Origin of the sequence: Flagellimonas yonaguniensis, from assembly GCF_029193885.1 — a bacterium.
GTDB lineage: Bacteria > Bacteroidota > Bacteroidia > Flavobacteriales > Flavobacteriaceae > Flagellimonas > Flagellimonas yonaguniensis.
The window spans coordinates 147,507-172,229 of sequence record NZ_JARFVB010000001.1 but is presented as its reverse complement, the minus strand read 5'-3'; the positions used below and the strand labels follow the sequence as shown (position 1 = coordinate 172,229).

General features: G+C 42.9%; 20 protein-coding genes. 11 read left to right on the top strand and 9 right to left on the bottom strand.

Features of this window, described 5'->3' with window-relative positions:
- The first annotated feature begins 6 nt into the window (after positions 1 to 6).
- Entirely contained in the window at positions 7 to 762 is a 756-nt protein-coding gene (locus PY092_RS00740) for a ThuA domain-containing protein (protein WP_275613946.1), read from the top strand.
- On the opposite strand, the gene PY092_RS00735 is transcribed toward PY092_RS00740, so the two are convergent.
- Complete coding sequence (locus PY092_RS00735) at positions 748 to 1,599, bottom strand: N-acetylmuramoyl-L-alanine amidase-like domain-containing protein (RefSeq protein WP_275613945.1); 852 nt, start codon at positions 1,597 to 1,599, stop codon at positions 748 to 750. The two genes, PY092_RS00740 and PY092_RS00735, sit on opposite strands and share 15 nt — an antisense overlap.
- Complete coding sequence (locus PY092_RS00730) at positions 1,589 to 2,662, bottom strand: mechanosensitive ion channel family protein (protein ID WP_275613944.1); 1,074 nt, start codon at positions 2,660 to 2,662, stop codon at positions 1,589 to 1,591. Before PY092_RS00730 ends, PY092_RS00735 begins: the two co-directional genes overlap by 11 nt.
- 146 nt (positions 2,663 to 2,808) lie before the next feature.
- On the opposite strand from PY092_RS00730, the gene hemH reads away from it, so the two are divergent.
- From hemH to PY092_RS00710, 4 genes are read left to right on the top strand one after another with little or no spacing between them, the layout of a single operon-like run.
- Positions 2,809 to 3,855, top strand: a complete 1,047-nt coding sequence (hemH, locus tag PY092_RS00725) for a ferrochelatase (RefSeq protein ID WP_275613943.1) — start codon at positions 2,809 to 2,811, stop codon at positions 3,853 to 3,855.
- Positions 3,856 to 3,888: 33 nt separating this feature from the next.
- Positions 3,889 to 4,680, top strand: coding sequence for a DUF3050 domain-containing protein (locus PY092_RS00720; RefSeq protein WP_275613942.1), 792 nt, complete (start codon positions 3,889 to 3,891; stop codon positions 4,678 to 4,680).
- 56 nt (positions 4,681 to 4,736) lie between these two features.
- On the top strand, positions 4,737 to 6,113 hold the full coding sequence (locus tag PY092_RS00715; RefSeq protein WP_275613941.1) for an MATE family efflux transporter: 1,377 nt from the start codon (positions 4,737 to 4,739) through the stop codon (positions 6,111 to 6,113).
- A 54-nt stretch (positions 6,114 to 6,167) separates the two neighbouring features.
- Positions 6,168 to 7,268: a lactonase family protein gene (locus PY092_RS00710; protein WP_275613940.1), complete on the top strand. Its 1,101-nt coding sequence runs from the start codon at positions 6,168 to 6,170 to the stop codon at positions 7,266 to 7,268.
- Here the strand turns inward: PY092_RS00710 and PY092_RS00705 are convergent.
- The 7 genes from PY092_RS00705 to PY092_RS00675 all read right to left on the bottom strand — a co-directional run bounded on the left by PY092_RS00705 (position 7,265) and on the right by PY092_RS00675 (position 15,134).
- Positions 7,265 to 8,464, bottom strand: a complete 1,200-nt coding sequence (locus PY092_RS00705; RefSeq protein WP_275613939.1) for a tetratricopeptide repeat protein — start codon at positions 8,462 to 8,464, stop codon at positions 7,265 to 7,267. The two genes, PY092_RS00710 and PY092_RS00705, sit on opposite strands and share 4 nt — an antisense overlap.
- Before the next feature lie 253 nt (positions 8,465 to 8,717).
- On the bottom strand, positions 8,718 to 9,812 hold the full coding sequence (locus PY092_RS00700; protein WP_275613938.1) for a TFIIB-type zinc ribbon-containing protein: 1,095 nt from the start codon (positions 9,810 to 9,812) through the stop codon (positions 8,718 to 8,720).
- 165 nt (positions 9,813 to 9,977) lie between these two features.
- A complete protein-coding gene (locus tag PY092_RS00695; protein ID WP_275613937.1) occupies positions 9,978 to 11,117 on the bottom strand; it encodes an SPFH domain-containing protein in 1,140 nt (379 codons plus the stop codon).
- A 102-nt stretch (positions 11,118 to 11,219) separates the two neighbouring features.
- Positions 11,220 to 12,347 (bottom strand): DmpA family aminopeptidase, encoded by a 1,128-nt coding sequence (locus tag PY092_RS00690; RefSeq protein ID WP_275613936.1) that lies wholly within the window; start codon positions 12,345 to 12,347, stop codon positions 11,220 to 11,222.
- A 47-nt stretch (positions 12,348 to 12,394) separates the two neighbouring features.
- Positions 12,395 to 12,904 carry a DinB family protein gene (locus tag PY092_RS00685; RefSeq protein ID WP_275613935.1) on the bottom strand — a complete coding sequence of 170 codons (510 nt, stop codon included), beginning with the start codon at positions 12,902 to 12,904 and terminating at the stop codon, positions 12,395 to 12,397.
- A 9-nt stretch (positions 12,905 to 12,913) separates the two neighbouring features.
- Positions 12,914 to 14,335, bottom strand: a complete 1,422-nt coding sequence (locus PY092_RS00680; RefSeq protein ID WP_275613934.1) for a Gfo/Idh/MocA family protein — start codon at positions 14,333 to 14,335, stop codon at positions 12,914 to 12,916.
- A gap of 10 nt (positions 14,336 to 14,345) precedes the next feature.
- Complete coding sequence (locus tag PY092_RS00675; RefSeq protein ID WP_275613933.1) at positions 14,346 to 15,134, bottom strand: 3-keto-disaccharide hydrolase; 789 nt, start codon at positions 15,132 to 15,134, stop codon at positions 14,346 to 14,348.
- A gap of 108 nt (positions 15,135 to 15,242) precedes the next feature.
- Between PY092_RS00675 and PY092_RS00670 the strand changes: the two genes are divergently transcribed.
- From PY092_RS00670 to PY092_RS00645, 6 genes are all read left to right on the top strand, one after another.
- Positions 15,243 to 18,377 (top strand): VPS10 domain-containing protein, encoded by a 3,135-nt coding sequence (locus PY092_RS00670; RefSeq protein WP_275613932.1) that lies wholly within the window; start codon positions 15,243 to 15,245, stop codon positions 18,375 to 18,377.
- 106 nt (positions 18,378 to 18,483) lie between these two features.
- A complete protein-coding gene (locus tag PY092_RS00665) occupies positions 18,484 to 19,029 on the top strand; it encodes a CopD family protein (protein WP_275613931.1) in 546 nt (181 codons plus the stop codon).
- A 179-nt stretch (positions 19,030 to 19,208) separates the two neighbouring features.
- Positions 19,209 to 20,639: a sensor histidine kinase gene (locus PY092_RS00660; RefSeq protein WP_275614623.1), complete on the top strand. Its 1,431-nt coding sequence runs from the start codon at positions 19,209 to 19,211 to the stop codon at positions 20,637 to 20,639.
- A gap of 25 nt (positions 20,640 to 20,664) precedes the next feature.
- Positions 20,665 to 21,447, top strand: a complete 783-nt coding sequence (locus PY092_RS00655) for an enoyl-CoA hydratase/isomerase family protein (protein ID WP_275613930.1) — start codon at positions 20,665 to 20,667, stop codon at positions 21,445 to 21,447.
- A 24-nt stretch (positions 21,448 to 21,471) separates the two neighbouring features.
- Positions 21,472 to 23,025 (top strand): hypothetical protein, encoded by a 1,554-nt coding sequence (locus PY092_RS00650; RefSeq protein WP_275613929.1) that lies wholly within the window; start codon positions 21,472 to 21,474, stop codon positions 23,023 to 23,025.
- A gap of 675 nt (positions 23,026 to 23,700) precedes the next feature.
- Positions 23,701 to 24,426 (top strand): collagen-like protein, encoded by a 726-nt coding sequence (locus PY092_RS00645; RefSeq protein WP_275613928.1) that lies wholly within the window; start codon positions 23,701 to 23,703, stop codon positions 24,424 to 24,426.
- Positions 24,427 to 24,723 lie beyond the last annotated feature (297 nt).

Genomic DNA, 24,723 nt, shown 5'->3' with positions numbered 1-24,723 from the left:
ATGACTATGAGATTCACTGTCCTGCTACTTGTTTTTTGCTTTGTAATTGGTGCTTTTGCACAAGAGGAACCTACATCGGAAAATGAAAATGTAAAAATGCCCGAGTTGGTAATGGTATTTACCAAAACAGAGGGTTGGAGGCATAAATCCATTGAAAAAGGAGTACAGACCTTGAGGGAACTGGGCAGACAAAATGGATTTGTTGCTTTGCAAACAGAATCCAGCGAAGACTTTACCGCCCAAAACCTGAACAACTACAAACTCGTTGTTTTTTTGAACACGACGATGGATGTTTTGAACAACGCGCAGCAAAGTGCATTCGAATCCTACATTAAAGGAGGAGGGGCTTTCTTGGGTGTCCACGCTGCTGCCGACACCGAATATGACTGGGCTTGGTATGGAAGATTGGTAGGCGGTTATTTTGATTCCCACCCCAATGATCCCAATGTCCGAAAAGCAACCATTGCTGTTATGGACAAATCGCATCCGTCCACAGAACACCTGAACGACTCCTGGGCAAGAACAGATGAATGGTACAATTACAAAAAATTAAATCCAGATGTAACCGTTTTGCTCAATTTGGATGAAAGCAGCTACGAAGGTGGAACCAACGGCTCCAACCACCCGATAGCTTGGTATCACGAGTTTGATGGCGGAAGGGCTTTTTACACTGGAGGAGGCCATACCAAGGATTCTTATGATGAACCCATGTTCCGTCAACACCTTTTGGGTGCCATTGAATGGTGTTTAAAAAGAGAGTAAAGTTGGCCTCGCGACAATAATCCCAATATTACTTTTGATATTTTTGAGGTAATCCGACAAGGGCAGTTCGGAAATTTCGACCTCGCCGTTTTTGCTTGAAGCATGTAATAAATGCAACCTTCCGTCAGGTTGATGGATGGCGATTCCCGTGTGGGTCACATCCAAGCCTTTTATGGAAGTCGCCAAGGCGAGAATATCCCCTGATTTGATGAGTTGTTCTTTGCTTTCAATTTGGTCCTGTGGCAAATAACAAAGTGTTTCTTTGGCAATTTCTTTTTCCACGGAGAGCATGGCCTCATAATTTTCATCGCTGGCCAAAAAAGGATATAAATTACGGTGCGTGCCCATAAAATTAATGGGTTTTTCCAGCTCCACACCACCCAGTTCGGAAGTAATGTCCTTTACCAATCCTTTTTTCTCGTTGTTGCGAATCCATTCTGTAAAGTAGTGCAAACGAGATGGATATCCGTTTAAATTCCCATTTCTATACCGAACGGTTTCTAGGTTTCCGGTAAAATTTTCAAAATCCTTCTGTTGGTTTTGCAGCATCAAGCTAAAGGCCAAAACATTTTCCACAAAGGTGGTGCAGTCCAAGCCACCAAAGTTAATGACCAAGGTTTCTGTATCGCCAACTTCAAGGGTTTTTTCCACATAAGGAGTCCCCAGGAAGGATTGACCTACCAAGGCGATGGTGTCGCCCAAGCTGGTGCCTTTTGTGCGTTCCAAATCGGCGATTTTGACCTCAAAAAGGGATTTGTCCTCTGGGGAACATGTGATTTGTTGGGCAGAGGTATAGGTTGCCAAAACCAAAAAAACTGCTACTATCTTATTCTTCATCACTAATTTCATTTTTACGTTCAACCGTCAATCGGGTGGTTCTCGCAACGCTCTCAGGGTAATTTTCCTGTAGAAATACAATCAGTTTTTCGCGGACGTGCACCCGTAAATCCCATGCCGTAGGGGAATCCTTGGCACTGACCAAGCTTCTTATCTCCACATAATTGGGTTTAGTGTCCGTAACTTGGACCACATCCACCTTTCCGTCCCAGAGATCGGTATGCTGCAAAATACGTGTTTGCTCTTCCCGTATTTTATCAAAAGGAACATTGTAGTCCACATATAAGAATACGGTTCCCATGAGTTCCGAAGAGGTCTTGGTCCAGTTCTGGAAAGGTTGGTTTATAAAATAAGGGGTAGGTACGATCAAGCGTCTTTTGTCCCAAATGCTTACCACCACGTAGGTCAGGGTAATTTCCTCAATTCGACCCCATTCGCCTTCCACGATCACAACATCATCCAGTTTAATGGGCTGGGCTATAGCAATTTGAATACCCGCCAAGATAGTGCCAATAAATTGCTGGGCAGAAAAGCCGATGATGATTCCCGCCACACCTGCAGAGGCAAAAATACTAATGCCCACTTCGCGGATCTCCTCAAAGCTCATCAATATAAAACCTACGCCAAGCAAAATGATGATGAAGATAAAAATACGCTCCAGTATGGTAAATTGGGTATAGACCTTTCGGGCTTTTAAGTTGTCTTCAACCCCAATGTCATAATTGCTGATGACAATTTTTTTAATGATCTTGAGCAAAGCGATCATTACCCATGCCATGGAAAAAATGAAAAGAACGGTACTCGCTTTTCTGAACCAGAAACCAGCATCCTCCAGATTCAAAATATCACGCAGGGCCTTCATTCTAAGGAGGACCGAAACAAAAATCAATATCAGTGGCGTGGCCAACCGTTTAAAGGCACTTTTGGGCAAGAGGTATTTTGGATTTTTGCCCAAACGCCTGAGCAAAACCGAAGTGCCCCAATACAGAACGATCAGAACTAGTAAAGCTATGCCTAGATAGATGAGGGATTCTTTGGAAACATTGTCGTAAAAGGACTCCATATCCCAAAAATAAGACAGAAATGCCCAAGGACGGAAAATCGGTCAAACAAAATCGAAAAACATTATTTCATCATAAGAAAGTATTTTGATATGCAAAAGGTGAAGTCCACTTCGTGTTGTATTTTAGCGGCCTAAACAAAAAAGCCGTGAAAAAAGGAGTTTTATTGGTCAATTTGGGTTCGCCGGATAGTCCTACCGCAAAGGACGTAAAGCCGTATTTGGATGAATTTTTGATGGATGAACGCGTCATCGATGTGAATCCCGTTTTAAGGAACATCATCGTTCGCGGAATCATCTTGAACACACGCCCCAAAAAATCGGCTGAGGCCTATTCCAAAATTTGGTGGGAAGAAGGCTCCCCGTTGATCGTACTTTCCGAAAGATTCATGGGAAAAGTGCAAAAACATACGGACCTCCCCATAGCCCTCGGAATGCGATATGGTTCCATGTCCATTAAAGAAGGGCTGCAAGAATTAAAGAAGAAAGGAGTTGATGAGGTGTTCTTGGTTCCCTTGTATCCGCATTATGCCATGTCATCCTATGAAACCGTCGTGGTAAAGGCACTTGAGGTACAGCAACAGGATTTTCCCGAAATGCAGGTAACGACATTGCCCGCATTTTACAGTAACCCTGATTATATCAAGATACTGTCGGCCAGTATTGCCGAAGGTCTCAAGGGTTTTGATTACGACCATGTCCTTTTTTCCTATCACGGAGTTCCTGAAAGGCATATCAGAAAATCGGATCCGACCAAGTTCCATTGCCAGTTGAACGGGCAGTGCTGCAAGACCAACTCCGTTGCGCATCACACTTGTTATAGACACCAATGCTATGATACCACCGAACTGGTAAAAAAAGAACTGAACTTGCCAGAGGACAAGGTAAGTACCTCTTTTCAATCCAGATTGGGAAGCGACCCCTGGTTACAACCCTTTACGGATAAGGAATTTGAGAGACTGGGAGAAGAAGGTGTCAAAAGATTGGCCGTGATTACCCCAGCATTTGTCAGTGACTGTTTGGAGACGTTGGAAGAAATCGCCATGGAAGGGAAAGAACAGTTCCAAGAAGCAGGAGGTGGAGATTACATCCACATTCCATGTTTGAACGATCGTGACGATTGGGCCGAACTTATGGCCAAATGGATCAAGGAATGGGAAGAAAAAGATGCTTTGCCCGAAACCAACATCCGATAAATTCCGTAAAAAGAAGAGAACAAAAGAATTGCTATGAAAATTGAAAACTTGGAGCAAGAGCTTCAACCCCTGCGCGAACAACTCAAGAACCACCCACTGTACGCCCAATTGGAGTCGGTTGATGACATTAAGATCTTTATGGAGAGTCATGTCTACGCGGTTTGGGACTTTATGTCGCTCTTAAAAGCCTTACAGCAGCACCTTACTTGCGTGGGCTTGCCTTGGCATCCGGCCAACGATACCTCTGTGGCCCGTTTCATCAATGAGATTGTGTTGGAAGAAGAGAGCGATTTCAACGAAAATGGAAAAGCAAAAAGTCATTTTGAAATGTACTTGGATGCCATGGAAGAAGTACAAGGAGATACTCAAAAAGTTGAAGCCATCATTTCATCTTTCACTGATGTAAAGACCATTTCAACCCAAATTGAAGCTGCCCAACTCAATCAGGCCGAAAAGAATTTTCTTGAGTTCACTTTTGATGTCATCAACAGCCAACAACCCCACCTGATCGCGGCTGCCTTTACCTTTGGTCGCGAAGACCTGATTCCCGATATGTTTCTGGGCATCATCGAGCAGTCGGGTGAAAATGGACCGAGTAACTACAAAAAACTGGAATACTACCTCAAAAGGCACATTGAATTGGACGGTGATGAGCACGGTCCCTTGGCATTGCGCATGATCAAGGCACTTTGCGGTTCCGATAAGCAAAAATGGGACGATGTGTTGAAATACAGCAAGCAGGCACTTCAATATAGAATTGAGCTCTGGGACAGTATTGCCGAAAAACTAAAAGAGAACAAAGGTAATTTGGTGAATGCGTTGTAGCTTTGAACTAGATTTACCGTTCACTTTAATAGAAAACCCTAAGAATACCCGTTGGCATGGCCAAAATCACCTCTGATGAACTTGGGGAAGAACCCATTGGAAAATTACTGGTCAAACAGGCCGTACCCGCTTCAATAGGTATTTTGGTCATGTCCCTGAACGTTCTGGTGGATTCCATTTTTGTAGGGAACTGGATAGGTTCCATCGCCATTGCTGCAATCAACGTAGTGCTTCCCGTTTCCTTTTTTATCGCTGCCTTGGGAATGGCCATTGGTATCGGTGGTTCCAGTATCATATCAAGAGCGCTAGGGGCGAATAATCGCGAAAAGGCACTCAAGACCTTCGGGAACCAGATCACTTTGACCTTATTGGTTACCATTACCATGGTGGTCCTTGGGCTTTACTACGTAGACAGTTTGATCCCAGCCTTTGGCGGCAAGGGTTCCATTTTTGAACCCGCAAAAATTTACTATACCATCATTTTGTACGGGGTTCCTTTCTTGGCCCTCTGTATGATGGGGAATTCCGTGATTCGTGCTGAAGGCAAACCGAGATTTGCCATGGTAGCTATGATCATACCTTCCATAGGCAACCTGCTCATGGACTATATTTTTATCTATGTGTTTGATTGGGGCATGCACGGAGCCGCTTGGGCCACCACGGTGGGCTATTTGCTCTGTTTCTTTTATGTATTTTATTTTTTTCTGTCCAAAAATTCGGAATTAAAGATTGATGTTTCCCATTTTGGATTGGACCGTTCCATTCTTCGGGAAATCGGTTCATTGGGATTCGTGACCTTGGCCCGACAAGCGGTGACCAGCACTACATATTTGTTGATGAACAATATATTGTTCAATTTGGGAGGGGAGGCCATGGTGGCGGTGTATGCCATTATCGGTAGAATGTTGATGTTTGCCCTGTTCCCCGTTTTTGGGGTCACACAAGGATTTTTACCCATAGCGGGCTACAATTATGGAGCGGTAAAGTACGATAGGGTAAAGGAATCCATTTATACTGCCATCAAATATGCGGCCTTGGTCGCCACCGTTGTCTTTGTGGTACTGATGGTTTTTCCTTCGGAAATAGCCTCCTTGTTTTTGAGCGATCGTCCGGGATTGTCCTCTGAAGAGATGGTAGCGAATAACTTTGTACTGGAGCACATACCTTTGGCCATGCGCTTGGTATTTGCCGCGACTCCGATTATTGCCATACAATTGATAGGTGCCGCTTATTTTCAGGCCATTGGCAAAGCCATTCCCGCCTTGTTGCTGACCTTGACCCGTCAAGGATTCTTTTTTATCCCATTGATTTTGGTTCTGCCCAATTTTATGGGGGAAATCGGGGTGTGGCTTTCATTTTGCATTGCGGATGTGCTATCCACGATTGTCACAGGTTTTTTCCTTCAAAAGGAAATCAAGTCCGAACTGTCGTAAATATCACTTTCTTTGATTTAGAATGATTAATTTGGGTGGCCTAACTAAACATCCATGAAAAAAATTATCCTAGCGGGCATAGCTGCTGTATTAGTAATAGCCTGTGCAGAAAAACCAGAAGAAAAATCCATGTACACCCTATTTGTTGGAACGTATACCGATGGCGATAGTGAAGGTATTTACACCTACACTTTTGATACGAATACTGGAGAGCTTTCCAATCAAAAACTAGCCGCCAAATTGACCAATCCCTCCTATTTGGCTATTTCGGAAGACAAAAGGAACCTCTATGCCGTTCAGGAAACGTCTGATTTTGATAGCTTGGGAGGAGGTGTCACCGCTTTCAGTTTGAACAAGGATGTATTGGAGCTTCAAAACAGTATGGGAACCCAAGGAGTGCACCCCTGCCATGTTTCACTTTCAGGAGATGGCCATTTGGCCGTTGCCAACTATACGGGCGGCAATGTTTCCATTTTTTCCCTGAATGATGATGGTTCCCTAGCCGAAAACCCACAAATCATAGACCATAAACCGCTGGATTCCATGAAAACATCCCATGCGCACATGGCACAGTTCAATGCTGACGGACTCATGGTTACGGATTTGGGATTGGATGCGATCAAACGATATAGTCTAAAGGATGGGGAGTTTGTTCCTGCCGAACAAAGTTCAATACCGTTTGAAGATGGGGCGGGCCCACGCCATTTTACCTTTGGTAAGAATGGTCAATTGTCATACGTCATCAATGAATTGAACAGTACCATTTCCGTTTTTGAACGGGTTGAGAATGGGAATTACCAAGAAGTTCAGGTGGTTCCAACCTTGGCTGCTGATTTTGAAGGGGAAAGCTTTTGTGCGGATCTTCATTTATCCCCAGATGGCAAATTTCTGTATGGTTCCAATCGTGGGGAAAACACTATAGTGATTTTTGCAGTGGATGGAGACTCGGGCCAATTGGAGTTGGTGGGAAGGGAATCGGTTCACGGGGATTGGCCCAGAAACTTTTCCATGGACCCTACGGGCGAATTCTTGTTGGTCGCCAATAAAAAGACGAGTAATATTGGCGTTTTTAAAAGGGATGTGGAAAATGGAACCCTATCTTTTTTGAATGAGACCGAACTGCCCAATCCTGTTTGTTTGGTGTTTTTAAATTAATCTTTTGAATTACAAAATTCATTTAGTTTTTCTTGAGCTTTTTCAAAACCAAGTTTTAGAGCTTTTTTCCATGACAAGCAAGCCATATCATTTTTGTTTGAGGCTGCAAATATTAAACCTAAATTGTAGTGGGCATTACCATAATTGGAGTTTAATTCTATAGCTTTATTTGCATCGGCTAATGCCGTTTCGTTATTTCCCAATTGAAAGTTTGCATATGATCTATGACAGTATGAGTTCGCATAGTTAGGGTTAATTTTTAATGCATTATTAAAATCTTCAATTGCATTTGTGAATTTTTTTAAATTAAGATAACAATAACCCCGATTGTTCCAAACAGACTCATGTTTTGCTCCTAATTTAATACCTATGTCCAAAAATTTTAGAGCTTGGGTATATTCTTCATTTAATATATTTAAATATCCAAGCCAAGTATAATTTAAATAATTTCCAGGTTCTTTTTCTAATGCTTTAAGAAAAGAGTTTATTGCTCCTTTTATGTCATTTTCTTCGGTTTGATTTCTACCTTGCCAATACCAATCTTCCCAATTAAAATCTTTTGTCTCTTTAGGGGTATTAGCTGCTTCTTTTATTTTTTCTTTGCTTACGTTGTCCGACTTTTCTTCAAATCCTAAAGAATCTTTTAATTTTTGAATTTCTTCCGCTGATTTTTTTGCTATTTCGTGATGTTTTTCCCATTTAGATTTCTCATCATTTATCAACTGCTCACTAATACTTACAAAATCCAGCTGTAAAGCTTCAATAGCTTTTTTTATAGGTTGCTCTGACTTTTTTTCAACCTGTTCCCGTATCCATTTTTCGGTAACTATTTTATTCAACTTAGCATCTGATAATTCTTGTGCTCTTTCCGTAAAGAAGTTACTTATGGAGTTAGATAAATATTTCCAACCAAAAAAGGTTAAAAAAGTTATTGCAAGACTACCCACAACAGAGATTAACCAAATAAAATTGGTAAGTCTATTATCAACTTTGTCAAAATTGGAATTGCTCAATTTCTCATTTTCAATAAGAAGATCTTTTATATGCTCATTGCTGTTTTGTAATGTTCTATTTAAGTCATTAATCTCGTCTTCAAGTTGAATGATTGTTAATTCTTGAATTGAAATAGAATCTTTTTGGGCAGAACATATTAATATTGAAAACACCAAAATGGCTAGAAGAAAAAATTTTTTCATAAAAAGAGGTTAGTGTGAAGAGACACCCTAACTTACAAAATATGTGTAGATTACATTACAATTGTTTCGGCTTTTTTCAATGAGGCCAAACTGCCCAATCCTGTTTGTTTGGTGTTTGAGTGATGTTATCGGTCCCGATAGCTATCGGGATGAAGAATCTCTAGACTGGGTAAGAGATACTTCGGCGTCTTTTCCGACTCCTCAGTATGACATATAAATTGAAGTTGTTGTTTGGAAGACCTGTAAGAATCTTTTATTTTTTTGATAGAAAAACAATCACTGCAATTACCGCAAGCACAGCTACTACGGTAAAGAAGATTTTCCAAAAACTATATGGACGACTTCCAGAGATTTGCCCGTTTTCCCCATTGATAAAAAAGTTGTATTCCTTGCCATTGTATCGATAAGCACTCACATATACGGGCAATAAGATATGCTTGAAGGTCTCCTCGCTCAATTTCATGTCCATACTGGTCACGCGCTGCGTGTCCCCACCTATGTCTCGTCGGCACCAAGTATCAGCTATCCCCCTGGCCACTTCTTTGGAGTGAAGGTGTCCGTCCTGTAATGGAATGGTATATTTTTCCGTGACAAAACCAGATAGAAAGCCACTGCTGAAAGGCTGGAGTTTTTGTAAGTCCCAGAAGGCGATTTTGCCCGGAATCCGTCCTTCTTTTTGGTGGGAAGCTTTGATCAATGTATCGTCCACAAAGCCTGAAACTTGTCCCGATGCTGGATACCATCTTGTCTTCCTAACTCGTTGGGTTACCATTTTACCCTTTGAATTGCGAACCCTTCGTGTTTCGTAATAATATTCGCCCCGTTGACCGATGTACGAGGCGTATAGTTGCGCATCAAAAGTCCAGTAGGGCAAATACAGTCCTTTGGTAAATTGAGGATCCAGAGCAGCCTTTTTTAAGTTGTTCGGGGCAAACCACAACCGCTTTACCCAGTTTTTAAAAATGAGAAAAGATTTCTTTTGATCAATTTGGAAAGGCAATACCGCACCGGGTAAGATCCAATTTTCTTTATAGGCGTCCTCTATCACTAAAGGTTGGCCACAATATACACAATGGAGCGACTTGTAGTTTTCTTCCACATGTTGGTCGGCACCGCAATTTTTGCAATGCAGCATGGAAATTTCCTCGCTGTGTTTTTGTGCGCCCATTTCCTTAAGAAAAGGATACAGTTCCAATTCCTTGAACCCATTTTCGTCTACGGCAATGGTCTCTTGGTGACCACAGTATTCACAACTAATGCTAGTGGTGCCAGGCTTGTATTTAAGTTCTGCCCCACAATTGGCACAGGCTTTTTTGAGTTCGGTCTTTTGGATTGTTTGCTCTTCCATAATTTCATTTCCGCAAAGGCGAAAATCTCATCGTGTTTGGATTCCTGTTTTTACAGGAATGACAGGATGTATACTGTTTTGAAGGTCATACTGAACGAAGTGAAGTATCTCACAATCATGAAAAGAATAGATTCTTCGCTACGCTCAGAATGACAGTGAATATGATTACTCCGCTGGTAATGGCGGTGGGGTGTTGCCTCCCAAGAACGATTTCAATTCTTCCACTTCTTTCAATGCCGCCCATGCGGACATACCCTGTTTCCAAACCAGACTGTCACGGTTGATGGTTCGCGAAGCAAACAAGGATTGCATTTGCTCGAAGGTTACCGGGCCATGTTGTGTTCCATTCGTGGCATAATAATACATGGTCTGGGTAGGCATTGGGGGAGGTACTGCACCGCCAACAGGTTGAGCCGCTTGTTGTGGAGCAGTTTGAGGGGTTCCACCCATCATACCCCCCATTTGTTGGGCCAATACAAATCCCATTCCCATACCCATTCCGGCGCCAGCAGTTCCGCCTTCGTTCTGGGCGGCAGCTTCGATGGCTTTGGCTGTTTTGAATTTGGTCAATTTGTCCAAGTCAAGTTTATCGATGCGGCTATACTCGAAGATTTCCTTTTTAAGATCTTCTGGCATGGATACGTTCTCGATATAGAATTTCTCCAAGGATATCCCAACAGTTTCGAACTCAGGCGACATTACTTCACGGCAGGTATCCGAAAGTTCTGTGGTGTTGGCAGCATAGAGCTCAATGGGCAAATTGGCTTGGCCAACTGTATTTGTGAATCGTGTAGCAATCAAACTTTTTAGGTGTTCGTTGATTTCAAAGTTGGTAAAGTTGCTGTCTGTCCCAACAATGTCTTTGATGAACTTACCTGCATCGGAAATTTTGAAGGCGTATGTCCCGAACGCTCTTATTTCCACAAGTCCAAAGCGGTCATCACTTAATGTGATGGGACTTTTGGTTCCCCATTTTTCATCGGTAAACAGGTGTGTGTTCACAAAGTAAACTTCAGCCTTAAAGGGAGAGTTAAACCCATATTTCCACCCCTTAAGAGTAGCTAAGATGGGAAGGTTCTGGGTGGTAAGGTCATAAGTGCCCGGTTCAAAAACATCAGCCAATTGCCCTTCGTTGATAAAAACGGCGGTCTGCCCTTCGCGAACAATTAGTTTGGCACCGTTTTTTATTTCATTTTGATACCGTTCGAAGCGGTAAGCGATAGTGTCGTCAGTGTAGTCGAGCCACTCAACAATGTCGATAAATTCATTACTGAGTTTTTCCTTTATTTTCCCAAAAATATCCATGGTAGTGTTTTTAGTTTATCTGATGCTTAATTTATAAAAAAAGAAGATTACTTCCGTTAGATTAGTGTGAAATGACACTGTATTGTTACAGTTGGTGTTTGATTAGTCGATTTTCCCTGCCTCTTTCAACATTTCCAATACTTTTTCCTTTGGAAGTGCCTCGATTTTGTGTCCATCCCGTCCAATCATGGTTTCTCCTGCAAAAAGGGAATTCAGAATAGCCTCTTCTGTGGCTTCGATGGTAGCAAGGAACAAAGGGGTCATGGCCCCATTTCTCAAAGTCGGATGGGTTTGAATTGGGTCATCACTTTGATAAGGAACTCGACACGCCTCAGCCGTGGAAACAGCGATGACATAGTCCCCACTACCATTGCTTGCAATGCCACCTGTACGAGAAAGTCCCAACATGGCCCGCTTGGCCAAACGTTCCAGATTCCTGGCATCCAATGGTGCATCGGTAAGCACGGCCATCATACAGGAACCATCGGGGGAATATTTAAAACTGTTGGAATAGTGTCCCAGTTTTTTGCCGACTTCCACACCGGCTACTTGCAAAACGCCTCCAAAATTGGTCTGTACCAATACGCCTACGGTATAACCTCCCGATTTTTTAGGCAAAACCCTGGAAGATGTCCCAATACCTCCTTTGAAACCAAAACAAATGGTTCCCGTTCCAGCTCCAACATTACCCTCAGTAACAGGGCCCGATGTTACGTTTTCAATGGCTTGAAGCACATCTTTTTCTGTGACATGACGGCCTCGAATATCGTTGAGGTAGCCATCGTTGGTTTCGCCGACCATCGCATTTACAGAGCGGACATTTTCATTTTCAGGTTGATTGAGGGTGTAACCGATAAGTGCATTTGCCGCCGTGGGAACACTCAAGGTGTTGGTCAAGATGATAGGCGTTTCCAAATTGCCCAGTTCCTTTACTTGAGTGTACCCGGTCAATTTTCCAAAACCATTGCCAACATAAATGGCTGCGGGCACCTTCTCTTGAAAGATGTTTCCAGAGTGGGGTAGGATCGAAGTGACCCCGGTTCGGATATTTTCATCCTTGATCAGGGTCAAATGCCCTACTTGAACTCCGGGGACATCTGTAATGGCATTGAATTTACCTGGTTGCAGTACGCCAATCTGAACACCATGGTCTCTAAGTCGATTTTGTGATAGCATCAATAGTGGGAATAAGAAGAAAAGATAAAGAAGGTTGCAGGTTGGTTTGATCATGATTTAATGTAATGGATTACTATAGTTATGATTTCAAGCAAAAATTGCTACGTTGATTCTTTTAAGGCACTTGCTGTAACCAACAACTGGCCCACATGGCGTTGACTATGCTCGGCAGCATGAAAAAGCAATCCTATGACTGTTGAGGGCAACTTTTTTCGACCCACAAAACGTTCTTCTGCGAGTATGGCTTCGGGCGTATTTTTAAAATACTCCAAGGCCTGATGTACCTTTGTTTCAAAATCAGTTATCAATGCTTTGGATGATGGAGCATTTTTTCCATTGCCTTCATTCTTCAAAAAGTCAAATTGTTCGGAAGTCAATGCTTTCTTGTCGGAATAAGTCAGCATACGATCTAAAACGCCTGTTATGTGCCTTAAATGAAACCCCACCGAAGCCCTTCCAAATGGTTTTTCCCAGAGCTTTTCTTCCGGAAAACCCAATAGATATTGTTTTACCTCCCGTACCGATTGCAACAAGGCATGGGCCGCTGGTTGCAACAATGCAGGTACATCGGGAATGGGGCCACTTAGCCAATACTCTTGGTTGGATGACATGGAAAATGGTTAAAAATCACGGTAGTCCCCAGCCAAATATTTATTGGCCTTCTCCTCTTTGAACTTAGCAGTCTCGGCATCCCAATGCAAGGTTTCCCCGGGAAAACGTCCTGCGATGGTACCCAATAGAATGGTTTCTGTCAACCTGGCTGCATAATCAAAAGGAGCGGTTGTAGTATCCTTCCCAAGACAAGCGTCCACGAATTGGTGGTAATGTTTTGGACCTTCCGTTGCATAATTACGAATGGGTTCTCCCAAATTGTGCTCTTCGGAAACCTTGGCTATTTCTTCGGAAATATCCACATATTTCCCTTTTCGTATTTTCTTTGGCAATTGCATGAAGTGGGGCAGGAGCAAACGTCCTTTGGTGCCGACGAACATAGCGCCCTGTTCCGGCAATTCATTTTCTCCGGCTACGCCCGCATCCAAGGAAATGCTGTTTTCATCTTTTTTGCTCGCCTTTTTGTCCTTCTTCATTTGCATACCTGGCAACATAAGGTCTTCATGCATTTCGGGCGCACCAGGGCCATCATACCAAATCCATTTTAGGGATTTGCCCGTGTATTTGGTGCCGGGGAATTCATAAGTGACGGTATTTTTTTCAGGGAAACCAAATCCGTTTGTGGGTCGACACTCCGTCATAATGGTTCTAGGGACATCAAGTTCCAATGCATTGTAGGGAGTATCGAAAATATGGACGCCCATATCGCCCAAGGTACCACAGCCGTAATCCATCAATTTTCTCCAGTTACCGGGGTGGTACATGTCTTTTTTATAAGGACGTTTTTTGGATGTTCCCAACCAAAGGTTCCAATCCAATTGGTCTGGAACAGCGTCTTCGCCTTCGGGCAATGGGCCATCGTACCCCCAGTTTTTGGGAGACCATGCATGTACGGTATGTACTTTTCCGATAATGCCGGATTGAATCAAAAGGGTAGCCAATTTGTAATCATAAAATGAATGCACTTGTATGCCCATTTGCGTGACCAAGCCCTTCTCGGCGGCCAACTTTTTCATTTCCCTGGATTCGGAAACGTAGTGGGTCAACGGTTTTTGACAGTACACAGGTTTGTCCATGTTCATCGCCATCAAGGAAGCAGGCGCATGTGTATGATCTGGCGTGGAAACAATGACTGCATCGATTTCGTCCCCCATTTCTTCCAACATGGCTCGGTAATCAAAAAAGATACGAGCCCCTGGATGCATTTTATGCGCTGCTGATAGGTTGATGGCATCCACATCACAGAGTGCAACGACTTCCACGGCTCCGTGTGACGAAACAGCCTTTAGATCCTCCATTCCCATATTTCCGACCCCAATGTGGGCCGTTCTAAGTTTGTCCTTTGGGAATCCTGCTTTTAAAATGGAAGGGGCAAACATAATTCCGAGTGCTCCCACACTACTTTTCTTGATAAATTCTCTTTTGTTCATGGTCTGGAGGTTATAGTTTTTTAATTTTTATGTTTCTGAACCAAATCGGGCTCGCATGATCTTGCAGAGCAATGTAGCCTGTTTTAAATTTTCCGTAATCAGGGGCACTGTCCCATTTCCCTGAATTCTTTTTGGCCTTCCAATTGTCTGACCATGGCACGAATTCCAATAATTTTTTGCCGTTGAGCCAGTGCTCCACCTTTTCGGGGGTAAAGACGATTTTTGAGGAGTTCCATTCGCCGACCGGATTCAATTGCTTTTGTGATTCATCCGCGGTATGCATGGCATAATCGGCACCTGTTTTCTGCCAATCCTGAAGCAATTCCGGGTGCTCGGCCCCAAACTGTGAGTTGTAAGCTGTCAAATCGTGGATGTCGGCGTAGTTCTCATCATCGATGATTTGATATTCGGGTGCCACTACGGGAGGACCGTCATAACCTTCTTTCACATGATAAAAAATTCCACTGTTGGCCCCTTCTGGTACTTTCCATTCCACATAGAGTTCAAAATTATCGAACTCCTCAGCCCCATAAATGATATCTCTTCCGCCTGTGTAATTTTGTTCCAGCCCCAGCTCAGTGTCAAAAGTGAGGACATTGTCTTTTATGGTCCATCCTGGAGGGAGGGAATCCATGTTATAACCGCGCCATCCTTCCAAACTGGTGCCATCAAAAAGGTAAGTCCATTCGGATTGGTTTTTTTTGGGCTCGGCAGTTGTGGTTTCTTCTTTTTTGTTTGATTGGTCTTTACAAGCTGCTATGGCCAAAATCAAGATAGCGAGCTTAAAAAATTTGAGCATGGTTTAGTTTTTGAGTTTTATCCGATGGGTTAAAGTACAAAATATTGGACAACTTTTTTTGTGCCTTTTTTCACTACTTTTAAGGACGACTAACTCAACACTTTAAAAATGAAGACTTGCTTTTTCAAGATAGGTTTGATCCTTCTTGCCGTATCGTTGTCCGTAAGCCCAATTCACTCTCAGCGCAGAAACAAAAAACAAAGCGTACCTGAATATTCCGAAGAGCTTTATTCAAGTTTGGAGTATCGATTGATCGGTCCATTTCGTGGTGGCCGTTCCGGAACCGTTACCGGGGTGCCCGGAGAACCGAACCTGTATTATTCTGGCGCCACAGGTGGTGGTGTTTGGAGAACTGAAGATGGCGGCCGTAGTTGGGAAAATATCTCAGATGGGTATTTTGGAGGAAGTATCGGAGCTGTGGAGGTGGCACAAAGCGACCATAATGTGATTTACGTAGGAGGAGGTGAACAGACGGTTCGTGGTAATGTTTCGTCAGGCTATGGTGTTTGGAAAACCGAGGATGCGGGAAAAACCTGGAAATCGTTGGGCTTGGATAAAAGCCGTCACATTTCCCGAATGCGAATCCATCCCAAGGACTACAACATTGTGTATGCAGCAGTAATGGGAAATTTGTATAAACCTACTACTGAAAGAGGGGTCTATAAAAGTACCGATGGTGGTGAGACATGGAAAAAAGTGCTTTATGCCAACGATATGGCTGGAGCTGTTGATTTGACCTTTGACCCAAACAACCCAAGGATTCTATATGCTTCCACATGGAGAATACAACGTACACCCTATAGTTTAAGTAGTGGTGGCGAAGGTTCTGCGCTTTGGAAAAGTACCGATAGCGGAGAAACGTGGACGGAGATTTCCAAAAATAAAGGCTTCGCAACCGATACTTTGGGGATAATCGGTGTGGCTGTTTCGCCTCAAAACAGCAATAGGATTTGGGCCATGGTCGAAAACAAGGACAAAGGAGGTTTGTACCGTTCGGAAGATGCAGGTAAAACATGGTCCTTGGTCAATAGTGATAGAAACTTGAGACAACGTGCTTGGTATTACACAAGGGTCTATGCTGACACCAACGATGAGGATGTGGTATATGTTCTGAATGTTCGTTACCACAAAAGTACCGATGGAGGAAAAACCTTTACATCCGATAATGCTCCTCACGGGGACCATCACGATCTATGGATTGCGCCGGAGGACTCCAATCGTATGGTCATGGCCGATGATGGTGGAGCACAAGTAACCTACGATGGAGGGGAAACGTGGAGTACCATGAACAACCAACCCACTGCCCAATTTTATAGGGTAACCACGGATAATGCTTTCCCGTACCGTATTTATGTGGCCCAGCAAGATAATTCTACCCTGAGAATCAATTATAGAAGTGATGATGGTTCCATAGGAGAGGATGATTGGGAGTCCACTGCGGGAGGCGAGTCGGCACATATTGCGGTGGACCCAACCAATGATGATATCGTGTACGGAGGTAGTTATGGTGGATTATTGACCCGTGTGAACCACGCCAATAAAACCACTAGGGCAGTCAACGTTTGGCCAGATAACCCTATGGGTTATGGCGCCGAGGGGATGAAGTACCGTTTCCAGTGGAATTTCCCCATAATGTTCAGCAAGCACGACCCCAATAAATTGTACACGTTCTCAAACCATGTGCACATGACCACCAACGAGGGTCAAAGTTGGGAATTATTGAGTAGTGACCTTACCCGCAACGACCCCGATAAATTGGTGTCCAGTGGAGGGCCCATTACACAGGATAATACCAGTGTGGAATATTACTGTACCATTTTCGCGGCCAATGAAAGTCCCTTGAAAGAAGGATTACTTTGGGTAGGTAGCGATGACGGACTTATCCATGTGACAAAGGATGGGGGTCAGACTTGGGAAAATGTAACCCCTCCGAACATACCTGAGTGGAACATGATCAACAGTATAGAACCCTCAGCTTTTGATGAAGGAACCTGCTACATTGCAGCTACTCGCTATAAGTTGGGAGATTTTTCTCCATACCTGTACAAAACCACTGATTATGGAAAATCGTGGACTAAAATTACCAGCGGAATCGAAGATGAACACTTTACCCGTGTGGTAAGGGAAGATCCGAAAAGAAAAGGTTTGCTCTATGCAGGGACCGAGACAGGAATGTACATATCTTTCAATGATGGGGTCCATTGGGAGAAGTTTCAGTTGAACTTGCCGATAGTGCCCATTACCGATTTGGCCATTAAAGATGATAACTTGATCGTGGCCACACAGGGTAGAAGTGTTTGGGTAATCGATGATCTTACCGTATTGCACCAATTGGATGATGCCAAGAAATCAGCGGATGCCATTTTGTACAAACCGAGGGATAGTTACAGAACCAAGGGTAGAGCAGCCAGTAGGCCGTCAAAAACGGAAGGTAAAAACTTGGCCAACGGGGTCATAACCCATTTTTATCTGAAAGATTTCACCGAAAAGGACAGCATAGCCTTGACCTATACCAAAATGAACGGGGATACTTTGGCAACCTACAGTACTTATGCCAAGGATAAGGACAAAAAACTGGAAGTCAAAAAAGGAGGCAACACTTATGTGTGGAACACTCGCGGAAAAAGAGCCGAAAGATTAAAGGGCATGATTCTTTGGTGGGCCAATCTGAGCGGTCCTAAAGCCGTACCGGGAACCTACAAGGTCAGTTTGAATGTTAACGGAAGCGACCAAACCGAGGAGTTTACCATTCTTCCCGATCCAAGGGCCGAGGTTTCCGTGGCAGATATGCAGAAGCAATACGATTTCATTACCGAAGTAAACGAAACAGTGGACAGGGCACACCAGTCCATCAAAAAAATAAGGGCTGTCAATGGCAAGTTGGATGAATTCATCAAAAAGTACAAGGATGATGAAACTACAAAAGCTTTGGTGGAGAAGGCCAAAAAGATGAAGAAGGAATTTCGGTCCATTGAGAAGGAATTGTATCAGACCAAAAACAGAAGCGGTCAAGACCCATTGAACTTCCCGATTAAGTTGACCAACAAGTTGGCGCATCTGAACAGCTTGGTTTCCATTGATGATTTCCCGCCGACCGATCAGGATATTGCGGTTAAAAATGAAATGTCCAGGAAAATAAATGCACAATTGAGTGCATTCGATAGTTTGGTGGACAAGGAGGTTTCAGCATTCAACGAAGAGTTCAACCAACTTAAATTGGATTATTTGAGCATTGAAGAATAGTACTGGATACGAAAGCGCAGTCAATGCAGAAATACGTAATTTTAATGCCGAACTTTTAGCGAATGGTATTGTTGCCATTTGGATGTAACACGTAAAAACCGAGCAATTGCTGTACCCGTACATAAAATCATTGCACCTGATATTTGTGGTAACCTGGTTTGCAGGTTTATTCTATATCCCTAGACTCTTTATTTACCATATCGAGGCTTGGCAGAAACCATCTCCCGATAAGGAAATCCTCTCCGATCAACTAAAGTTGATGACGAAACGATTGTGGTACATCATCACTTGGCCATCAGCGATTTTGTGCACGCTGACAGCTATTTGGCTGTTGATTTTGATGCCCGGATGGTTGCAACAACCTTGGATGCATGTAAAGCTGGTCTTTGTACTGTTGCTTTTTGGGTATCATTTCAAATGCCATCAGATTTTTAAGCAATTGCAGTGCGATGAGGTAAGGTACACTTCAAAGTTTATGCGGATGTGGAACGAGGTGGCCACCATTATCCTATTTGCGGTGGTATTCTTGGTGGTCCTCAAAAGTGCTTTCAATTGGATTTACGGCATTGTGGGCATGTTTGTCCTGATGATTTTGTTGATGTTGGGCATTCGATGGTACAAAAAGGTGCGTGATAGGAACCCCAATGCTTAATAAACTCAAAACCAAGCACAAGTCCAATAATCAGGGAAAATACGGGCACACTTTTCATTTGGATTTGAACTTGTCTCTTGCATTTGCCTCTTGTTTGGCTTGATAATTGCTTAAATTTAGCGTTAAATCAAGTGAGCTTGTTAAGAAAACTTTCCTTACGATCACGCATATTCGTTGCCATGATTACCTTGGTGGTACTGGCATCTGTCCTGATTGCAGGGGTAACGGTCTACCAATACAAGGAGCAAGGAAACGATTACCACAACGAGAGGTTGGAGCGAAAGGAAGAGCAATTGATGAAAAGCATCAATTACACACTCAAGGAGACCACCTATCCCATAAGCACCGAAAACCTTCATTTGATCTTCAGTGAGGAAATTTATGAGATAGCCAATATTCAAAATGTCAATTTCAATATTTATGACCTTGAGGGCAATTTGATAAAAAGCTCTCGACCCACGTTTGAATCCAATGCCATTGCCACTTGTTTGGATGCTGAAGTGCTGAATTTTTTGAGGGAAAGTGGGGAGACACGTTTTGTTGAGGAAAAAAGGGCGGCAGGAGATAATTATCAGTCCACCTATACCTATATCCACGATCTCAAGTTCAAGCCCATTGGGATTATGAACCTTCCCTATTTTGAGGACAACACTTTCAATAATATGGAATTGAAGGAGTTCCTCTTCAGGTTGGGGATGGTATATGTGTTGATGTTGATCATTGCCATTATTCTGGCATATTTCATCTCAAAATACATTACAAGGTCCCTCCAGACCATATCGGACAAGATCAATAGGACCAACTTGACCCGTCAGAATGAGAAAATTTATTTGGAGAGCCCTGGGGAGGAGATCGGTAAATTAGTGGATTCGTACAACCGTATGATCGATGAACTGGAGGAAAGTGCCGTGAAATTGGCCCGTAGTGAAAGGGAACAGGCATGGCGTGAGATGGCCAAACAGGTGGCACACGAAATCAAAAACCCGTTGACACCTTTGCGGCTTTCGGTACAGAGTTTTGAGCGTAAGTTCGACCCCAACGACCCTGACATCCAGGATAAAGTAAGGGAGTTCTCCAAGACTTTGATCCAACAGATAGACACTATGAGCAATATTGCCACGGCCTTCTCCAGTTTTGCGGATATGCCCGCACAACAAAATGAGACCTTGAACGTGGTCAAAGTGGTAAGATTGGCATTGGAGATTTTCCAGGAGGATTACATCCATTTTATTGCCGATGAAGAGGAAATCGTGGCCAAACTGGATCGTACACAACTGATTCGCGTCATTACCAATTTGGTTAAAAATGCCATTCAGGCGGTACCCGATGTGGAATCCCCAAGGATTCTGGTCAGTGTTGCAACGGTGGGCGATCAAGTGAAAATTTCCATTGCCGACAATGGAACGGGCATTGCCGACGAATATAAGAATCGGATTTTTGAACCTAAATTCACTACCAAGTCCAGCGGAACGGGACTCGGATTGGGAATGGTAAAGAACATTGTGGAAAACTACGGCGGAACCATTAACTTTACTTCCCAAGTAGGAAAGGGGACGGTTTTTTGCATTCAATTCCCCAAGGAACAGAAAAAAACAATGGCGGACAATTAAGATACCGTCTCAAACATCAGTATACATGGATTTCGAGAACATCTACATTGAAGAAGAGAACAATTTGGCCACCATAACCATAAACCGACCCAAAAAGCTCAATGCGCTCAACAAAAGAACCATAGAGGAACTTCATGTGGCATTCAAGGAGTTGGATGAGGATGAGGAAACCAAAGTGATCATCATTACCGGAAAAGGGGAAAAAGCCTTTGTTGCCGGCGCCGATATTTCAGAATTTGCCGATTTTTCGGTAAAAGAAGGCCGTCAGTTGGCGGCTGCGGGTCAGCAGAACCTGTTCGATTTTGTGGAAGACCTGTCCACTCCCGTTATTGCGGCCATTAATGGTTTTGCCCTTGGCGGAGGTTTGGAATTGGCCATGGCCTGCCATTTTAGAGTGGCCAGTAGCAATGCCCGAATGGGTTTGCCCGAAGTATCCTTGGGTGTCATCCCGGGATATGGCGGCACACAACGTTTGCCACAATTGGTGGGCAAGGGCCGTGCCATGGAAATGATCATGACTGCTGGTATGATCGATTCAGACAAGGCTTTTGGGTATGGATTGGTAAACCACGTAGTATCCTCCGAAGAATTGTTGCCATTTTGCATGAAAATAGCGAGCAGGATATCGAATAATTCCACTGTGGCCATAAAATACGCAATAAAAGCGGTAAATGCTGGTTTTAAGTATGACGCTGATGGCTATTCGGTGGAGATTGATGCTTTTGGCAGTTGCTTTGGTACGGACGACTTTAAAGAAGGCACCTCCTCATTTTTGGAAAAACGCAAAGCAGATTTCCCTGGATCATGACCATTGGCCTAACCAAGCCAGATCATGAAAAAAAACCTACTTCTTCTATTTAGCTTTGTGCTCATGGGCATGGCCGTGAACAGCCAAAAAATGCCCGTTTCCTACGATTTTGGAGAAAAATACCGCGATAGGTACCGCTATTCCAATCTAGTTGCCATCGATGAGGACGATTCCGGGGGCTACGTTTTGGTACGGGCCTATTACCAGGGGTTGGTACTTAAACCCAAAGGTTACCTTATAGAAAAATACAATAGTGATCTGGAACTGGTTTCCGAATACAATTACAAACTCAGGGGGCTGGACTTTGTTAAAGGGTTTCTAAAGAACGGTCAATTGAACCTCTTGTTCCTAAATTACAACCCCAATAAACAAGAATATGAGTATTGGGTGCATACCAGCCCAATTATCGATTTTGACTTCAAGGAGAAAAAACTGCTTTCCATTGCTTCCGAAGAGGTAAGGGATCCCGTAGGCAAGAATTACTATAACCGTGATTTTTCTCGTGGATTTACGACTGCCATCCTTTTTGATGAAGAAAAAAAAGGGTTTGTGATCAGTACGCATCACAAAAGAGGAAAGAGCAACAAGCACATGATCCACATGTTCGATACTGCCCTCAATAAAAAATTTGAATACGATTTTTCCGATGAAATCGAGGAGAAAAACTATGCCTTTGAAAATGTTGCATTCTCATCTGACCTGCAAACAGCATACATTGTGGGGAAGGCCTATTTTAAAAAGAGACGTTTTCGTGTGGATGAAAGAAAGTTCCAGTACGAGCTGATCAAGGTATCCCAAAACGGAAACAAATCACAGTCTTTTGTGGACCCGGGCAAGTATCCCGAAGCATTGTATCCAGTCTTGGTTCAGGACAAACTGGTCTGTGTGGGTTTTTATGCGGATAGAAAGGATAATCGGTACAATGGGGTCGCCTATTTTGATGTAAACCCCAATACCATGGATATTGAGGCACAAAAGTACAATGGGTTTTCACAACAGTTCATGGACGATAAATTTGGCCGTGAAGAAGATAAGGACATCAAAAATTTGGTGTTTAAAGGAGTTGAGGTTACCGATGATAAAGATATTTTGTTCAATGCAGAGGAATATTTTGTTACATCAGGAATGGAAGTTACTGGTGCAGGAGATGCTCTAAAGGTCGAACGATATCATTATAATGATATCGTCAGCGTTAAACTTGGCATTAACGGCGATTTGAAATGGGCAAGAAACATCAATAAGACCGAAGTTACACGAGGAGATGGCGCCTATGCATCCTACAGTTCGTACTGCAAAAATGGAAACACCTACTTTTTTATCTGCACTTCCTCCGAACAGCCACAGTTGATCAACAACGAACGCTTGATATTTAAGCAAGGATTCAGTAGAAACCGAAATGTGTTCATGATTTCCTTGGATGAAAATGGGGCAATGGATTATGAAAAAGTAATTGACCAACAAGAAGCCAGATTACCATTGATGGTCTCCAAACCCCTTAAAGATGAGGCTGACGATAAAATGCTTTTCTATGCCAAACACGGAAGTAGAAAACAGCTGGTAAAGGTCGACTTTAAATAAGAAAAAGAATCAAGAGCCGTGACTCTGCTTTATTGATTACGGTACATTGTATGTTGTTGGATTGGTATATGTGTCAGTTCGAGCTGTTACCCTGAGCGCAGTCGAAAGGGTGGTCGAGAACCATTTTGGAGGCATCAAGGGGCAAGAGTCAAGACGTTGGACAATTGATTGTTGTGAACTGTTTATCGCTCATTGAGCAATGCTTGTCATTCTGATGGAATAGCGACTGACGAAACCCATAACATACTTATAGAGTTCCCACACTCCCGTTGGTCGGTTCAAAATGACCAGTTTTTTTGTTCATTGTTTGATTGCATGTAGAAGTTATTTCGAATATCAAATTCATAAGTGAATATCGGGTTGCTGAGCGGAATCGAAGCAACATACACTACAAAGGATTTTACGTCTTGATTCTGCTACGTTCTATATCCGCATGGAATGATAAAAAATGTAATGTCATTTCGAGTGAGCTTGCGACGATAATTCTATTTGACACTCTTTTCCACTCTTGATTTAAACAACAAAAAGAAAGAATATTCCTACAAATTATTTTTGCTATCAATTCAAATAGGGTATTCATCAAGTGGCAGCACCTCTACGTTAATTAGGGTCGAATTACCTCATTTGCCCACCTTATTTTTGAGCCATTAATAACCCTAATTAAAACAAAAATTTATGAAAAATTTGAAATTATTTAGCATGGCCATCTTGGCAATGGCAATTACATTGGCTTCCTGCTCTGGATCTGATGGGGAACAAGGAATTCCCGGTGAAGATGGCACGGATGGAATAAATGGCGTAGACGGTGCTGATGGCAATGATGGTGCCGATGGTGCTGATGGCATTAGCTGTTGGGACTTGAATGGTAACGGTGTTGGTGACATTACGGTAGACGAAAACAATGAGGACATCAATTTGGATGGAGTTGTAGATGCCTTGGATTGTCAAGGTGCCAGTGGCCAAAATGGTCAAAATGGCAATGCGAATGTAGAAAAGATTGATTTTCTGATTACCGATTTTGCAGGAACTGATTTTACAGTAAACTTAGGATTATCCCAAGAGGAGATGAATTCCTATGCTTTTCTGTATTATTTGGAGGTCAACAATGGTTTTGATGATCTATGGTACTCTGTTCCTGGTCCACTTGGGAATAATACTAGATATTCTAGGGTGTATGCCAATGAAAATAATGCGGATGTTAATGTGTTTTTTTACAATACTTCTGATGATTCAGCATGGGATGTCCCACAAGGAACATTTACACAATTTAGAGTAGTGTCTATTGAATTTAGTAGTCAAGGAAACAAAAGTGCACAAGAAAGCGTAATAAGTGAACTAAAAGATGCTGGAATAGACACCAGTGACTATTATGCTGTGGCAGCTTATTTTGGTTTGGAATAGTAAAGGATATTTCCCCCTTGGGGCACCTGACCAAAGACGGAGAAAGCCGGGCGTAAGCTCGGCTTTTTTATTTCCATGTTGCACTTCGACCACGCTCAGCAACCACACGGAATTATGGCAGAAGTAAAAGATTCAGGAAATCCGTGAAATTCATGTCTAACCTTACAACGTTGAAGAGGTCCTTCACTTTTGTTCAGAATGCAAGAACAATGAAAAAGCAAGGTAATATACTTTCTACTCCTTGAGCTCATCAATTCATTTCCTGTATCCGTCAATCCATAGTTAGTATAGGTCAAT

Coding starts and splice junctions, on each gene's coding strand:
- PY092_RS00740 (WP_275613946.1), top strand. CDS start 7: ATGAGATTCACTGTCCTGCTACTTGTTTTTTGCTTTGTAATTGGTGCT.
- PY092_RS00735 (WP_275613945.1), bottom strand. CDS start 1,599: ATGAAGAATAAGATAGTAGCAGTTTTTTTGGTTTTGGCAACCTATACC.
- PY092_RS00730 (WP_275613944.1), bottom strand. CDS start 2,662: ATGGAGTCCTTTTACGACAATGTTTCCAAAGAATCCCTCATCTATCTA.
- PY092_RS00720 (WP_275613942.1), top strand. CDS start 3,889: ATGAAAATTGAAAACTTGGAGCAAGAGCTTCAACCCCTGCGCGAACAA.
- PY092_RS00715 (WP_275613941.1), top strand. CDS start 4,737: ATGGCCAAAATCACCTCTGATGAACTTGGGGAAGAACCCATTGGAAAA.
- PY092_RS00710 (WP_275613940.1), top strand. CDS start 6,168: ATGAAAAAAATTATCCTAGCGGGCATAGCTGCTGTATTAGTAATAGCC.
- PY092_RS00705 (WP_275613939.1), bottom strand. CDS start 8,464: ATGAAAAAATTTTTTCTTCTAGCCATTTTGGTGTTTTCAATATTAATA.
- PY092_RS00700 (WP_275613938.1), bottom strand. CDS start 9,812: ATGGAAGAGCAAACAATCCAAAAGACCGAACTCAAAAAAGCCTGTGCC.
- PY092_RS00695 (WP_275613937.1), bottom strand. CDS start 11,117: ATGGATATTTTTGGGAAAATAAAGGAAAAACTCAGTAATGAATTTATC.
- PY092_RS00690 (WP_275613936.1), bottom strand. CDS start 12,347: ATGATCAAACCAACCTGCAACCTTCTTTATCTTTTCTTCTTATTCCCA.
- PY092_RS00685 (WP_275613935.1), bottom strand. CDS start 12,904: ATGTCATCCAACCAAGAGTATTGGCTAAGTGGCCCCATTCCCGATGTA.
- PY092_RS00680 (WP_275613934.1), bottom strand. CDS start 14,335: ATGAACAAAAGAGAATTTATCAAGAAAAGTAGTGTGGGAGCACTCGGA.
- PY092_RS00675 (WP_275613933.1), bottom strand. CDS start 15,134: ATGCTCAAATTTTTTAAGCTCGCTATCTTGATTTTGGCCATAGCAGCT.
- PY092_RS00670 (WP_275613932.1), top strand. CDS start 15,243: ATGAAGACTTGCTTTTTCAAGATAGGTTTGATCCTTCTTGCCGTATCG.
- PY092_RS00660 (WP_275614623.1), top strand. CDS start 19,209: ATGATTACCTTGGTGGTACTGGCATCTGTCCTGATTGCAGGGGTAACG.
- PY092_RS00655 (WP_275613930.1), top strand. CDS start 20,665: ATGGATTTCGAGAACATCTACATTGAAGAAGAGAACAATTTGGCCACC.
- PY092_RS00650 (WP_275613929.1), top strand. CDS start 21,472: ATGAAAAAAAACCTACTTCTTCTATTTAGCTTTGTGCTCATGGGCATG.
- PY092_RS00645 (WP_275613928.1), top strand. CDS start 23,701: ATGAAAAATTTGAAATTATTTAGCATGGCCATCTTGGCAATGGCAATT.